This is a genomic window from Hirschia baltica ATCC 49814 (assembly GCF_000023785.1).
In the GTDB taxonomy this organism is placed as follows: domain Bacteria; phylum Pseudomonadota; class Alphaproteobacteria; order Caulobacterales; family Hyphomonadaceae; genus Hirschia; species Hirschia baltica.
This window is the reverse complement of sequence record NC_012982.1, coordinates 1,745,389-1,759,772: the sequence shown is the minus strand read 5'-3', so window position 1 is coordinate 1,759,772 and position 14,384 is coordinate 1,745,389. Positions and strand designations below refer to the sequence as shown.

13 protein-coding genes are annotated in these 14,384 nt (G+C 45.8%); 4 read left to right on the top strand and 9 right to left on the bottom strand.

Features of this window, described 5'->3' with window-relative positions; genetic code table 11:
- Positions 1–10 precede the first annotated feature (10 nt).
- Positions 11–784, bottom strand: a complete 774-nt coding sequence (modA, locus tag HBAL_RS08280; protein WP_049763133.1) for a molybdate ABC transporter substrate-binding protein — start codon at positions 782–784, stop codon at positions 11–13.
- A gap of 405 nt (positions 785–1,189) precedes the next feature.
- On the opposite strand from modA, the gene HBAL_RS08270 reads away from it, so the two are divergent.
- Positions 1,190–2,377, top strand: a complete 1,188-nt coding sequence (locus HBAL_RS08270; RefSeq protein WP_015827488.1) for a tyrosine-type recombinase/integrase — start codon at positions 1,190–1,192, stop codon at positions 2,375–2,377.
- A 282-nt stretch (positions 2,378–2,659) separates the two neighbouring features.
- Here the strand turns inward: HBAL_RS08270 and HBAL_RS08260 are convergent, their stop codons facing one another.
- Both HBAL_RS08260 and HBAL_RS08255 read right to left on the bottom strand, forming a co-directional pair.
- The gene (locus HBAL_RS08260) at positions 2,660–3,415 is read right to left on the bottom strand and encodes a hypothetical protein (RefSeq protein WP_015827486.1); all 756 of its coding nucleotides are present in this window, start codon (positions 3,413–3,415) and stop codon (positions 2,660–2,662) included.
- Positions 3,415–4,050: a hypothetical protein gene (locus HBAL_RS08255; protein WP_015827485.1), complete on the bottom strand. Its 636-nt coding sequence runs from the start codon at positions 4,048–4,050 to the stop codon at positions 3,415–3,417. The genes HBAL_RS08260 and HBAL_RS08255 overlap by 1 nt, the downstream gene beginning before the upstream one ends.
- 529 nt (positions 4,051–4,579) lie before the next feature.
- On the opposite strand from HBAL_RS08255, the gene HBAL_RS08245 reads away from it, so the two are divergent.
- The 3 genes from HBAL_RS08245 to HBAL_RS08230 all read left to right on the top strand — a co-directional run bounded on the left by HBAL_RS08245 (position 4,580) and on the right by HBAL_RS08230 (position 9,054).
- Complete coding sequence (locus tag HBAL_RS08245) at positions 4,580–6,814, top strand: peptidase domain-containing ABC transporter (protein ID WP_015827484.1); 2,235 nt, start codon at positions 4,580–4,582, stop codon at positions 6,812–6,814.
- 26 nt (positions 6,815–6,840) lie between these two features.
- The gene (locus HBAL_RS08240) at positions 6,841–7,386 is read left to right on the top strand and encodes a hypothetical protein (protein WP_015827483.1); all 546 of its coding nucleotides are present in this window, start codon (positions 6,841–6,843) and stop codon (positions 7,384–7,386) included.
- Positions 7,387–7,785: 399 nt separating this feature from the next.
- Complete coding sequence (locus HBAL_RS08230; protein WP_015827481.1) at positions 7,786–9,054, top strand: HlyD family efflux transporter periplasmic adaptor subunit; 1,269 nt, start codon at positions 7,786–7,788, stop codon at positions 9,052–9,054.
- 249 nt (positions 9,055–9,303) lie between these two features.
- Here HBAL_RS08230 and HBAL_RS08225 read toward each other — a convergent pair whose 3' ends face one another.
- The 6 genes from HBAL_RS08225 to HBAL_RS08205 all read right to left on the bottom strand — a co-directional run bounded on the left by HBAL_RS08225 (position 9,304) and on the right by HBAL_RS08205 (position 14,197).
- Positions 9,304–10,881: a YfjI family protein gene (locus HBAL_RS08225; RefSeq protein WP_015827480.1), complete on the bottom strand. Its 1,578-nt coding sequence runs from the start codon at positions 10,879–10,881 to the stop codon at positions 9,304–9,306.
- A 5-nt stretch (positions 10,882–10,886) separates the two neighbouring features.
- Entirely contained in the window at positions 10,887–11,420 is a 534-nt protein-coding gene (locus tag HBAL_RS08220; RefSeq protein ID WP_015827479.1) for a hypothetical protein, read from the bottom strand.
- Positions 11,417–11,701: a hypothetical protein gene (locus HBAL_RS16705; protein ID WP_015827478.1), complete on the bottom strand. Its 285-nt coding sequence runs from the start codon at positions 11,699–11,701 to the stop codon at positions 11,417–11,419. Before HBAL_RS16705 ends, HBAL_RS08220 begins: the two co-directional genes overlap by 4 nt.
- A gap of 110 nt (positions 11,702–11,811) precedes the next feature.
- A complete protein-coding gene (locus HBAL_RS08215; protein ID WP_015827477.1) occupies positions 11,812–12,027 on the bottom strand; it encodes a helix-turn-helix domain-containing protein in 216 nt (71 codons plus the stop codon).
- 83 nt (positions 12,028–12,110) lie between these two features.
- Positions 12,111–12,974 (bottom strand): hypothetical protein, encoded by an 864-nt coding sequence (locus HBAL_RS08210; RefSeq protein WP_015827476.1) that lies wholly within the window; start codon positions 12,972–12,974, stop codon positions 12,111–12,113.
- Between the two features lie 2 nt (positions 12,975–12,976).
- Positions 12,977–14,197, bottom strand: coding sequence for a hypothetical protein (locus HBAL_RS08205; protein ID WP_015827475.1), 1,221 nt, complete (start codon positions 14,195–14,197; stop codon positions 12,977–12,979).
- Positions 14,198–14,384: the final 187 nt, after the last annotated feature.

Sequence of the window (14,384 nt, the reverse complement as noted above, 5' to 3'; positions counted from 1 at the left end):
GGGAAAAGCATTAATGTGCAACGTCATACCCACCATTCTTAATAATTTTTCTGGCTGTGTCCGACTTTAAAAATGATAGAAATTCAATGGCAGCCTGATTAGAAGACCCAGTTGAAAGCAACAAAGCATCTTGTCTAATTGAAGAATAGTCCTGCTCAGGAATAATCCAAACATCATCATCAATTTCAGGTGAGAAAAATGAACCCGCCAACAGGCCTATACTCGCATTTCCACTTGCTACCATAGCGTATGCCTGTCCGACATTTTCACCCAATACGAGTTTTTGTGTGAAACCCTTTGTTCCGTAATGCTTTTCTAAAAATTCCATCGCTGCAACACCATAGGGTGCCAGTTTTGGGTTTGCTATGGCAATCTTAGTATCAGTCTGTAAAATATTCTTCCAGCTCGCTTTGTCGCGATTAGGAGCCCAAAGAACAAGCTTGCCGATAGCGTATGTAAACCGTGTACCTGCTACAGCCTTGGGGGATTCTTCTAACAATTGGGCGTGCTTCTGGTCCGCTGAAAGATATGCATCAAATGGAGCGCCGTTCAAAGTTTGAAGATAAAGCTTTCCCGTTGAGCCAGAAATAATAGTCAGTTCATGCTGAGTTGTTTCTTCAAATTTGGCTTCCAGTAATCGCATCGTTGGGATGAAATTAGTCGCAACTGCGATATTCGCTGTTTCGGCTGTACATATTGGCGTAAACAAAAGCAGGCAAAGTAAAAGAGAATTCAGGAAATGTTTCTTGGCATTCAAGGACAATTGATTGAAAAATTTCGACATTCTCATATTTGGCTTAAAACTCATTTTTTGAAACAAAACTAAGAATGTAACATTGTCGGTGAAACTGCAATTGCCTGTTTGGGCTGATGCAAAGGCTAAATAGCGCAATCACAGCATGAGTAAGCGCCAATTACACTAATTCATAAGAAGTATGGATTGCCAGAAGCGTAATAGTGGCGAGCTTTCAACACCTGTTTTGATAAAAGCTAAATCAGCCATAGTGGCGGAGAAGGAGTCCGCATAACCAGAGTTTGCGTGTTTTCGTGTGAGTCCATTATTAAATATAAAATACAGGTACTTAAAGTATTTTTGTTCGTACGTGTTCATTATCTGTCGTCCAAATCTATCGTTTATGGCATACTCTTTGGCTAACCCTACGGCTAACCCTGAGACGCAATCGAACCTATGCCTGACCTTACTTCCAATAAGCTTAGTGACCTTAAATGCAAACGCGCGAAAACCGGCCGCCATTCAGACGGCGGCGGTTTGTATTTGAACGTAAAGCAAACCGGAGCGCGTAACTGGTTGTTTATATACCGGTGGGGCGATAAGCGTCCTTCCATCGGGCTGGGCGGGTATCCATCAGTTTCACTCTCTGAAGCACGGAAACAGGCCGCCATGTGTCGGGACTGGCTCAACCAAACGCCACGCAAAGATCCTAAAAAAGAATGGATGGTTCTCAATGCGCCAGAAGTAAGAATTGAGCCTTTCGGCCCGTTTGCGCTTCGTCATATAGATGCGATTAAAGGCGACTTCCGAAATGCAAAACATATTGCGCAATGGCGATCAACATTGGAACGCTATGCCGAGCCTATCTGGGCTAAGCCGTTAAATGAGATTGAAGTCGATCATGTGCTGAAATGTTTGGAACCGATATGGGCTACAAAGAATGAAACCGCGCGCCGCGTCCGAGGGCGGATTGAAGCTGTGCTGGAAAGTGCTCGAGTGCGCGGCATGCGCGAGGATCCAAATCCTGCATCTTGGAATGGTCAGCTAAAGCATGTGCTTGGACGTAAGCGGCCAAAGCAAAAGCATTTGGCGGCGTTGGAATACGACCAAATGCATGCTTTTTGGCAGACTCTTCGGCAAAAAAGCGGAATAGGCGCACTCGCGCTTCAGTTTACCATTCTAACGGCTGCAAGGTCAGGAGAAGTCAGAGGTGCCACTTGGAATGAGATCGATATAGAGGCGGGCATTTGGTCAATACCGGCTGAACGCATGAAGGCTGAAAAACCGCATATGGTGCCACTTAGCCAAGCGGCGCTTGCAATCATTGATCATATTTCGAAAGCCAGACAAGGCGAACTAATCTTTATGGGTATGCGCGCAGGAAAGCCGATTTCTGACATGACCATGACCAAGGCTTTAAGAGATATGAAGCTGACAAATTCACAGGGGGAAGCTGTCACCGCACATGGCTTCCGATCTACCTTTTCCGATTGGGCGAGGAATGAAACAGACTTTCCGCGTGAACTCATAGAAGAAAGCCTAGCTCATAGTCTTGGCAAAGTCGAAGCAGCTTATAGGCGGGGGCAGGCCATAGAACGCCGCCGCGCTTTAATGGAGGCATGGGCATTGTATGTGTGTGGCTAAGTCAAATGCATTAGAACCATGATTGGGTTCAGGGTTTAAACTGAGATTTCAGGTTGATGATATCCGCTTTGGTTCCAGATTGGCTCGATTCAACCTTTATCACTTGCTCGGCCATTTCCATCAAAGAATGACTCAAACACAATGCCTGATGCGCGGATAGTTTTATGACAGCTGACTCAACCGATTTACCTGTTATTGGATGTCTCGAGGTGAGAAGCACAACCAGCTGACCGTCGGGCGTGCAATGTGCAAGTGGGCAATCGTCCGTAGTCATCACAAGCATCAGGACGGCTTTTCTCTTAGTTCCTGTAATCGAATCAGCATGCTCATAGCCTTTTCAAACTGGCGTCCTAGGCGTTCGTCCAGCGCCATTAGTGTGCTCATACGATGAGGGTCTAGACTTTCCCCGTAGGCCTGCATTCGAACAATTGGGCGTTCTTCTGTTTCGTGTTCTAAATTTTTGAGCCAGGGCAGGAGTTTTTCTTCAATGAATTTTGTTAAACCTTCTGAGCTGGCTTCAAAACCATTTTCATTTTCCTGGATCTCTTCTTCCCACCATTCAAGACTTCCTTCGTCTAAATAACCTAATGCGTTAGTGTAAGCGTTCTTGTTTGGGTCTTTCAGAATGAGCAGTGCCTCCTTCAAACGGGAGAGGTTTTCTCTTACAAAAATATCCAGTTCTTTGTCATCTCCTTCCGTAGTTGATATCGCAGAGCGTGAGTTAAACGTTCGCTTGCGTTCTGAGTGGTAAACGAGCGCGCGGCGGGTAAGGAGATCGCACGATGAGTATGTTTCACCCGTTCCCGTGCAATTGTGAAGCTGATTAATGTGTAAGGCGCGCTCACCGGAAATGAGCCTTCTTCGTCTCCATTCAATCCAGACAAGTTGGTCAATGAGGCTATCTTCTGCGGGGCCTTTCGGCATATAGACCGTGCGCCACTCGTACAGTAATTCTAGGAATTCCGCTTCGTTTTCCCAGGGCAGAAGCGCGTTAGTAAAATGACCCGAAGGGATGTTCTTTTTGATTGGGGCAGTCATTACCAGAAATCCTTTTGATTGATGCTGAGCCGAACGCTTGTTTTCTGAATACGTTGTAGAATGCGGATCATGTCATCATTGATTTCGCACTCGGCTTCTTCAATACGTTCTAAGTAATGTTGGAAGGTGGTTTCGTGCATGCCCTTAGGTCGTGGAACATAATCACCGAGTCCTTGCGGTGCACCAAGCTTTGCACGCAGTTTCTGGTTCTTTCTGGTCGCACGATTGCCAGGCTGTTCCTGGCTGGAAGCATGGACAAGGTTGTGACATTTGCGACACCTAAAATGTAAGTTGGCGAGATAGAGTAGCTTCGCCCTTGCATTGCATCGAAGGCAGCCAAAGTAAGCCTGCGCGCCGCCTAAATGTCGCGGTGACCAGACGATGGGAAACGTGTCTCTAACATTTTTCCAGTCTGCGGCGTTGTCTTGCCTTGCGCGATAGATGAGCGTCACTTGGTTTCGACCACCTTCAACCGATATGCAGGGCTTGTCTTGGCTATCGTTTTTCCAATGGATCATGCCACGCCAGCCATCAGTCAAAATGCTGTGTTTTTGAAAATAGGCTGCATTCAAACTCCGGAATTGCTCCAGATATCTCTTGCGTAGATTGTGACCGCCAGATCCGAAACCGCCCATGTTTGAAATCTCCCGCTTTTGCCCAAATCAGTTGGCAAAATGAGGATTAAATCAAGTGTCGTTCCGGTGGTGTTCGTGTGCGTGCGCTTAATGGCAGGAAACGAATTGTGCCGCGTCATTTGGGTCGCGAACTTTCAGGGGCAAAAAATCGCCAAAAGTTGACTCATTGCGGTTCTGTTCATGGGGCTGCAATCAGAACCAGAACAGACATTCCCTCATACGAATCAAACAATCGCTGTAAATCCATTTTCATCACTCCGATCTCATGAATTTTTTATTCCCAGCTTTTCTTTAAGTTGTTTACCCACAGATTGGGTGCATTTTTCTGGCAATTGGTGTGTGTGGCATTTAACTGCCGCACGTAGAGCTGCAGAAACTCATCCGATTAAATTTTAAGATCAATATTTCCTAACTCAACTAGGGAAATCCCTAATTGACGAACTGCTCATCTTATTCTCACTTTGAACAGCAACTTGACCGCAATGTTTTCAGCTTGCGTGTTTAGAAGTCGTTCCGGGGGGGGAGACGAGTGGATATTGGACAATCCATTCTTAATTTAAGCGGTTTTCGCAAAATCGAACTGCTGCGCCAAGCGGAGGCTGCTGAATGCGGTCTTGCTTGCGTAGGGATGGTTGCTTCTTATTTTGGCTATCAATCTGACATTTCAACTCTGCGTCGCGAACATCCCATTTCTCTTAAAGGGTCTTCACTCAAAGATGTTATTGATATTGCAGCACAGTTAGGTCTTGGCTCACGTGCTGTTCGGTGTGAACTGGAAGAACTTAAAGATTTACGTCGTCCAGCCATTTTGCACTGGAATATGGATCACTTTGTTGTCCTTAAAGACGTACAAAAAGATAAACTAGTTTTACTTGATCCAGCCAGTGGTCAGAAAGTAGTCAAGCTCGTTGATGCAGATGAGAGTTTCACTGGCGTTGCCTTAGAACTTACTCCCACACCTAAATTTCAAAAAGCCAAGGTTAAGAAGCCAGTACGTTTATCCAGTCTGGTCAAGTTGGACGGCTCTACATGGAAAGCGTTGGGCCAAGGGTTGGTTTTGTCCCTCATCATGCAGGTCTTTGTCTTGATGAGCCCATATTTTATGCAAATCGTGATTGATGAAGCCGTGCTTAAAGGAGATTTAAGTCTGCTGGGCGCGGTGGCAGCAGGGTTTGCACTCCTCAAAGTGTTTGAAGTAGCTACCATCATCCTTCGCGGCTTGGTGTTTCAATTCCTCTCCAATGTTGTTTCTTTTGATATGGAGGCCAGTCTTTTGCATCACATGATGCGTCTGCCATTGCCATATTTTCACAGACGGCATGTGGGTGATATACAGCAACGTTTTCAATCCTTGCAGCCCATCCGCGATCTCGTGGTCAATGGCGCTATAATGGTTTTGATTGATGGTGTGCTCGCCATCTTCGTTGGCGCGATATTGTTCCTTTATAATATGCAACTCGCATTCATTACGATTGCAGGCATTTTACTCTATGTCGTCTTGCGATTGATCTTCTTGGAGCTTTCTAAGCGCTTGGCAGGTGATTTGCTGGTTGCCGAGGCTAAAGAGAATACTAAATTCCTTGAAAACCTACGCGCTATGCAAACAATCAAAATTGCAGGTGCAGAAAATAACAGAGCCAGCCTATGGCGTAACCTCGCGGCCAATTCCATTAATGCCACTATTCGTGTTGGCAATGTGAATATTGGCTATGGAGCGATCAGTCAGGCTATATTGGGGCTTACCACAATCCTGATTGTCTATATCGCGGCAAAATCCGTTATCGCCACGCAAATGACCGTTGGGATGATCACAGCATTTATCGCTTATAAAGGCCAACTTGAGCAACGTCTCATGGCGCTTGTCGAACAATGGATAAATTTTAAGCTCCTGGATGTGCATTTAGAGCGCGTGGCAGATATTGCTTTGCAAGATCGCGAAAAAGGAATTGATGCGCCTAGCGTAGAACGGGAATTGAGGGGCAATATCCAGCTTCAAGGTGTATCGTTTCGCTATGCCCCAAATGAGCCTTTAATCCTGACCAATGTGAATTTGGACATTCAGGCAGGTGAATTTATTGCTTTGACAGGGCCATCAGGTTCTGGAAAATCAACACTCTTACGCGTGTTGATGGGTTTATATCCATCCACAGGTGGACAAGTTTATTTTGATGGATTGCCGCTGTCGACTTGGGGGCCTTCGTCTATCCGTGCCCAGATTGGTGTGGTCATGCAGGATGACACTTTGCTGGCAGGTTCTATTACCGAAAACATCGCTCTATTTGATGAGAAGACAGATATGGAGCGTGTGCGCTGGGCAGCCCAAATAGCATGTATCCATGATGACATTGAACAAATGCCAATGGCATATCGTTCCCTTGTCGGGGATATGGGCACAACCCTTTCGGGTGGCCAGCAGCAACGCATCATGTTGGCGCGAGCGCTTTATCGTCAGCCGAGAATTCTCGTGATGGATGAAGGTACTGCGCATTTGGACGAAGCGACAGAGAAAAAAATCAATGAAAATCTCAATCAGCTCAAAATGACACGAATTGCAGCAGCTCATAGAAAAGAGACAATTGGCGCAGCTGACCGTGTGATTGGTGTGATGAATGGACAGGCAGGTGAATTGAGAAAGCCGCCATCCATGACATCTCCACCTCCAAAAGAGCAACAGATCCCATCGGCAATAACCGCCAATCCGGATCTTCAAGAAATCCTGTTCGGATCAAACGCAATCCCGCGCGAGACTGAAAAGGGGGAGTAGAGTGCATAAACTATTAGGAGAAAATTATGCGTGATTTAAAAATGCATGAGCTGGAAGCCGTGAGTGGTGGAAGCAGGCAACCGACTATTGTTGTAACAGCAAGTGCTGTTGGAGGACTAGATTTGCAGGCACATAAAGCATTGGCTGATGCAGCCGACGCTTGGGCAGCAAGTCAATTTACAGAAGATAACTTATCTTTTGACCAAGATGAATTGGTGATGGCACCGATTATAGTACAATACTCACCTGAACCACAAGAAGACTGGGGGCCTCCAGATGATAGTGATTCCTTTTGGAACAAATTTGGTGATGACGCAGAGAATGTTAAACAATTTATGATAGAAAACCCTGATTACCCCCTCAATGATCCTGCTTATAGGGAGCATGTAGAAGATTTGGATCAAGCTACTTTTGCGATACTCGTAGGTATAATTACTGGTACAGCCTCAGGAGCTTATAACGGATATAAAGTGGGGGGAGTGCCTGGGGCGGCGACAGGGTCAGCTAGTGGCTTTGTTGTTGCCGTGCTCGGAGCTGTCCTCACTGGATGGTATGTAAATAAAGATAATTGATCTAATGGTCGAGAGCCAATAGAAGAATTTACATTTTTTCTATTGGCGCTTAAGGAAATCCAAATGCAAGAAAATCGTTCTATTGGCAAAGTAATTTTACGAGGTTTACCAATGATTTTGGTTACCATGATATCATCATGGTATATAGTAAGAAATCATGAAGGGGCAATGTTCTTTCTGATAATTGAATTTCTTATCTTGTATTTTTTCTACTTCCTGTGGGAATACTACTTTGCTAAAATTTTGAAGTGAATTTCGTATAAAGACAATAGTTAAAGCTAACAAATAACGGGAAAACCCCTTTAATATTCAGGGAAGTTATTGATGTATATTCATATATTGCCCCGTTAGCTTTTAAGAAGGAAGCAGAATAACTCAAAATATAAACATAGATGCTTAATGAGTATGACTAATAATCATGATCTTTTCCGCCCCGAAACCCTAGAAGCAAATTCAACGGACCGTTGGGGACGGCCTGTTGGTCTTTTGCCTATGGCATGGTCACGCATCACATTACTACTATTGCTCTTTATCGTTGTGATTATCGTCTTTCTATCGACAGTCAACTTCTCACGTAAAGAAACAGTGCGTGGGCGATTGCGTCCAACTGAAGCTGAAGCGCGTGTGTATGTCTCTCAACCCGGTGTTTTGAAGTCTTTGGATGTTACGATCGGAGAACCTATCGAAAAAGGGATGCCGATCGGACTTGTGAGCACAGACCGTCAAATTGAATCAGGTGAAAGCCTTGGTGAACAGGCGGTGCAAGCTCTTGCAGAAGAAGCTGATAGCTTGAAAGACCGTCAAGCTGGTTTGTTGCGGAGTGCAAAGATTTCAGCAGATCAAATCGTCCTTGAAGAGGAAAAAGCAGAACGCGAACAACTTGATGCTAGAGCAAATTTGCAAATTATTGAGCGCCGCTATGAGATAGCTTTAGAACGCGTCGAGTCTGCTCTTCCGCTCATGGAAAAAGGATTACTGCCTAAGGAAGAATTCCGTCGGCGTGAAGAATTAAAGCTTCAAACCGAGCAAGCTGTTATTGATCTTAACGGCGCAATTAACAGAGCATCTTCTAGATTATCTGAATTAGCATTGGAACGTGCTTCTAGCAAAGAGAATTTAAAGCGAGAGAGTGCCAGCATTGATGAACGACTTTTGCAGATACAGTCCCAATTGGCGACTGCTCAATCTCAAATCGGCTATGTGATTAAAGCACCAATATCAGGACGCGTGGCAGCCTTGCAAATCTCTGAAGGAGAGCGTGCTGATCCACAACAGCCTCTGCTCACAATCCTTCCAGAAGGTGGACAATTAATTGCCGAATTGTTTGTGCCGACGCGCGCCATTGCTTTTGTGGAGCCTGGTCAAGAAGTTCGCTTACAATATGACGCGCTACCATATCAGAAATTTGGAGCAGCATTTGGCCTGGTGGAAAGTGTCTCGGCGACGACTTTATCTCCGCATGAATTGCGTAATGGTATGCAAACGGAAGAGGCCGTCTATCGTGTACAGGTGAACCTGAATGAACAATCAATGCCTGCCTTTGGCAAAGAACTGGCGCTTCAATCAGGTATGGAATTATCAGCTGATATCATTCTTGAAGAACGCAAATTGATGGAATGGCTACTAGAGCCATTAATGGCAACTCGCCAACGCATGAAATCAAGCTGATTTGTGAATTAATCCAGTCATTCATGCTAAAAGCAATATCGGACAATACAGGGCCAAATCCAGTCATCAATTGCTATACTCCCTGCTGACTGCTGTTGCTCAGATTGCAGACAATAAGAACGGCTGCAAAATTTCATTCTCTCAGGCGTCTCCATCCTACATTTCCTATTTCTCCTACAGTTGGGCTGAAAAATAGGACAAATAGGAACTATAGGACGATAACACCGTCAGATTTCATTTTTGTGATGCTCAATCTTTAGCGCGTCTTATCCGCCAGGCTTCGCGCCGCTTCTGGCCGTCAATGATCGCGCCACGGTTTTCCTTTACGATCCAGTCATGCGCTTGAAGTACTTCCAACAAGGCGCGGATGTCGCTTGCGCTAAACCCGCGTTTGAGCGGGCCGCGCTGTAGCGCGTCTGTTGCCGAGACATGATCGTGCGGCCACTTGTTGATGAGCCAAAGCCTCAACTTTTCTGCATTGATAATATCTCTAGTTAGACCTGCGCCGCCGGTCAGACGTTCTGCTTCGTTGATATAATAGCGGACTAGTGTGATTGCGTTCTCCATTGTCGGACCTTCAACGGAAGTTGATCTAAGATCCGCATACAGCGTCATGATGCCCGCCAGTCGTGCGGTGTGTTCTGCAGATTTGCTTGCAAAAGCTCGCAATCCTTCCAGCGTGCCATCAGGTTGCTGTGATTTTTCTATATCTTGCGCAAATGCCTTTAAGCGGTCTTTGGCATCGCCTGATAACTCTAGAAGACGGGGCTCGAGTTGGTTGCGAGTATTCTCCGCCAAGGGCAGGTCAGCATGCAGAATATCGCTAATTCTCAAGTGAAAGCGACTCAAAGCAGTTACACTTGAGGCGCAAAAACTATCTCGCAATCTAAAACCAATTGTGCTGGCAGGTTGTACAATAAGAAACCTTGCTAAAAGGCCTTGGCCATTCATGACAGGATCGGCAAGAAAGCTGGCAGAAGCAATTTCTTGCGCCATAAGGTGACAGCATAAGCGGCGACCAAGAAAGAGCGAGCTTCCATCCTCCGCTCGCCATCGATCGATGGCTGCGCCGTCCCAGAACTTGGAAAGCTTGGCGGCGGTTTTAAGCGCATTGTCCTTGTTCATGGCATAGCCGCCGATAAAAGCGCCAGCTTCATCAGAGAATAAACCCAGAGAAGGGTGCATGCAGTGTAGGTTTTTGATTACGCCTTCAATGGTCGGATCAGATGCTACGATAGAAGGAGATAAGGGCGGTTCCGGCTCTGGACCAAGCGCATCTAGATCACGTTTGGCTTGCACAGCAGCGTCGGTTGATTTCAAATTTCTTAGGATATTTTTGCGCCGCTCCATAAAAACAGCTTGCTGGTTTTGAAAGCTTTGCATTTCTGATTGTCGATCGCTTTGTAGCTTGGCTTCAAAGGACCGGACAGGCCCCATCGCAAGCTTGTCGCAACCCGATTTTCGTTCACCGCTTTCACAAATGGTTAGCAGAAATAGATTCAAGGGTCCGCGTGCAGAGCCGCTATGATGAAGCTGCACATCTGCAAATCCTTGAACGGCAAGGGATGCGACGCCTAAAACTGATTGCGCGGCCAGCGCAGAGGGCGCTTGTGTCATATCTTCAATTGCGCGTGCCGCATCACTCAGTGGTCCGAGTGCATCTATTGGAAATGGGGCGGCGGGTGGCTTCTCACGTAACAGCGGAGAGGGAGGGAATTCACCATGGCTCCATTGTGTTTGTTGAATTGCTGTTTTGTCGCCTGCCTGAACGCGAAGGGCATGATTGAGTATCTCGTCAGCAGGGCGGATTTTGCGGGATTGGTTCATAATGTTCACTCCCAACCTTCAATATCATCTGCCAAAGCATGCTCCAGTGCATTCAATACAATGAGTTTTGCAGTCAGAGGATGGACTTTCTGTCGATCACGAATTTTTGCGGGCTCACCTTCAAGCGAACAATTGCCCGCTGCAAGCGCCAGAATATGAGCAAGAAAGCGCGAACTGATTGCGCCGTCTTCTATCAAGTCGCAGGAGCTAGTCGCTGCATTCTTTATTCGCGCTTTTAATGTGTCTCGTGTGGCTGAGCTGGCGACGTGTTCGATCCGTTTTGCCAAGACTTCGCGAAGCAAAGGTGACAGGGTGGTAGTGGTCTCTGGTAGTATAAGGTCATAGACATTGTGATCCTCCAGATTCGAAAAACACTGCGCTTCTGTAAGCTCCAAGGCTTCATATAAATAGCCTAAGGATTGTTCGATGGCATAGCGTATTTCACGAGTAGCAAAGCTAGCAGCAAGACACATTTGCACACCTCTCAATGCGCGTTCCCAGCCTATTAGAAAGGCATCCATTTGTCGTGGTGTGGTCATGATTGTCTCTCCACGTGAAAGCCTGCTAATTCTGCAATCAAGCGAGATGTTGAGGGTGGCAGACCTGTAAGGTGTTGCACATGACGTTCGGCCAAACTTGGTGGCTCGATTTTACAACGTGATATTGGACCAATATTTGTGAGTAGGGGAAGATCGGTCCAGGCGCTTAGATTGTTTGGTCGTCGCCAGTAGCGATCAAACCTTCGAACACTCTGTTTAAAGGCAAGCCGGTCTTGTGCAGCGCTGCGAGTGCAGCGACGGCAAGTAGGGTAGGTTGTCATTGGATTAACTCCGCTGGAGCCAGCCTTGAGCTATCACAAAGAGTGGGGTATGTGTCGGGTATCCAAGCCAAACATACCGCTGCCTTGCAATGCTCGCAGGCGGCGGTTTTCTATTTTTTTGCAGTAGCGCTTTCATGTGATGCGAGCCAGGCTTCTATGGCTGACACGCGTATCAGGCGGCGTGTACCAATCCTAAAACTAGGTAACTCACCTGAAGAGATAGCTTCATATAATTTTGTGCGGCCAAGTCCGGCCATCTTAGCCCCTTCAGCTGGGGAAACAGCGATAGGTGTAGTTGTCTTTAACACGGCAGAAATATTCGACATTCCGTTCTCCTGTTTTCATGCATTCACCAGTGAACGCAAATCAGAAGATACATATGAACCGATCCCGTTTCTTCCGTCCGGATCTATACTCTTTTTCCGGATTCCGGATATTTAACTTGATATTCTTTTCTGTACCCTAGGATTCCAGAGCGCTCAATAGGGTCAAAATCTTCCGGCCAGTAGTCTTTTATGATTTCTATAAATACATCTTCCGTCCACGAAAATTCAGGTAAATGCTTTGTTTTCTCTATGATTTCAAACACAATTTCCCGGCTAGTCTTTTGAGCTTTCACCGATTTTCCGGATGTATTCAGGTGCCGCCTGATATGTTTTGCGTTGTAGCAGAGACGGTTCTGTTCAAGTTCGAGCACATCGCCAAACTTGACAAAATTATAGTTGAATTTTACAGACGTACATAAATCATCAAAGTCATGACAGAAAATGAGTGCTTGATCGACGCCAGCGATGCCTTGCTTGTTAATCTTATAAATCTCGTTTGCGATATCTGGGTTTTGAAGCTGTCTAGCCGCAAGAACAGTGTATTCTGTCGATCCGAGAAGCGTCTTACCAAGCTTCCAAAAATGCCCAGACTTCCCTAAACTAGCACCGTTAAAGTGTTTCACCTTCAGGCAATCTGCGAGTGCTTTTAGGAAAAGAATCTCATCCAGACGCCTCCCTTCACATTCCGACGCATCAAGTAAATATGGTTCTTCCAATGCAAAACAGAGCGCCAAGTAAGAATGGTGCTTTTCATCCCATGCAACTTCCACCGGGTGCCCTATCTGTTCGCATTCATAACAACTTACTTCAGGGAGCTGCTGTATATTGGACAAGAAAGTAGATGCCCATATGGTCCAGTCTTGTCCAAGCAGGCTTTCAATTCGTGCAAGAGATAGTGGGCCACCCGCACTATTAAACCAGAGGCCTATATTTTTAATTTGGTTCATGACTATGCCGCATCAAACAATGGCATGCCGGTGATGCAGACGCCTAGAGATTCGATCACATAAGCAACGATAAATCGGTCTTCCTCTGTTGCATTTGCGATGTTCAATGAGTTTTTCTTCAATGAGACATTTAATTTTCTTCCATGCGGATAGTCGTCGCAACGCTCCATCAGAATTTCTAGTTCTACACATTGAATGTCAGCTGATTTTAGCTTGGAAAGGCTATCATTGGTTTTTCCATTGTCCTCATAGTATGAAACCAGTGCTGGCTTCTCTGGGGTCAAACGATGACTAGCGGTATTGATACTATCGATGGCTTTATAAACCACGTTTGTTGTACCGATACGGGCGATACCGAAACGAGGCGGTATTGGCAGTGGCGTGCTTGTAACGAGTAACCGGGGCATGAAACGCGGACCGGCCAACTTTTGTGGGGGCTTATTAGCCCTTATCAGATGGTCGTTGAGTGCGTCAGCGAGCGCTTGTCGTCCATCCCGTTTAAGATATTTCCCATAAATGCTGACTGTTTTGTGCTCTCTATCAATTAAGATTGAGAATGTTTCTTCAGTATTAATCGAACCAAATTCCGGACCATTGCGCGTAAATATAGGGATGCAGATGTTCGGGTTTCCATAGCAGACCATAAACTCTAGTAGGGATTGAGCATTTTGTGGAAATCGCGGCGTCACCACTCTACGCTCAATACGGATATCCGTTTTTATTCCGATCGCTCGCGCGAGAATAGATTTCACTTGCGCCTCAAACACCTCATTTGCGTGTATGCGGCTATAAGCGGGCACTTTGGAATATTCAAACTGATCTGAATAGCGTTCACTATACCTATAAGTATCATTGAGTACCCGAAACTCACCCGTTTGAAACTCACTCTTATAATGCAAATAACAAAAAAGCGCCCGTTTTGGAGCGCTTGAAAGATCGTACAACTGTGTCTTAAGCTGGGAGGGATTTTTTGACGCCCCGATAATAGCATCAATACACTTCCTTTCAGACATTCGGTTGATCCGTTGCATATCTGAATAAAAGGTATTGAGCTTTTTAGCCGGGAACGTCTCTTGCCAAGCTGTTGTGAGTTCTAACCCAAAGGCTCGTTGTGGGTGTGAGATCTGAATGTCTGGTGGTTCTTGTTTTAGTTTTATTCGGCAGTAATCAGCCATTAATTCTGGGCCTAATTTGCCGACAATTGCAGCAAGTGATTCAGACATGTTTTCCTCCAAGCCTAATAGAGCTTGGAATTACTATTTATCTAGCGAATACGTCCGTACAGCGACGAATTTGGGGCATATATGCTTAAAATTTCTGAAGAGTTCCAGTTATCGCCTAAAAATCTTCATAAAAGCTAATTTCGAAATGTGATTCGTTTTACCTGATTCCTCAACACATTTTTGAATG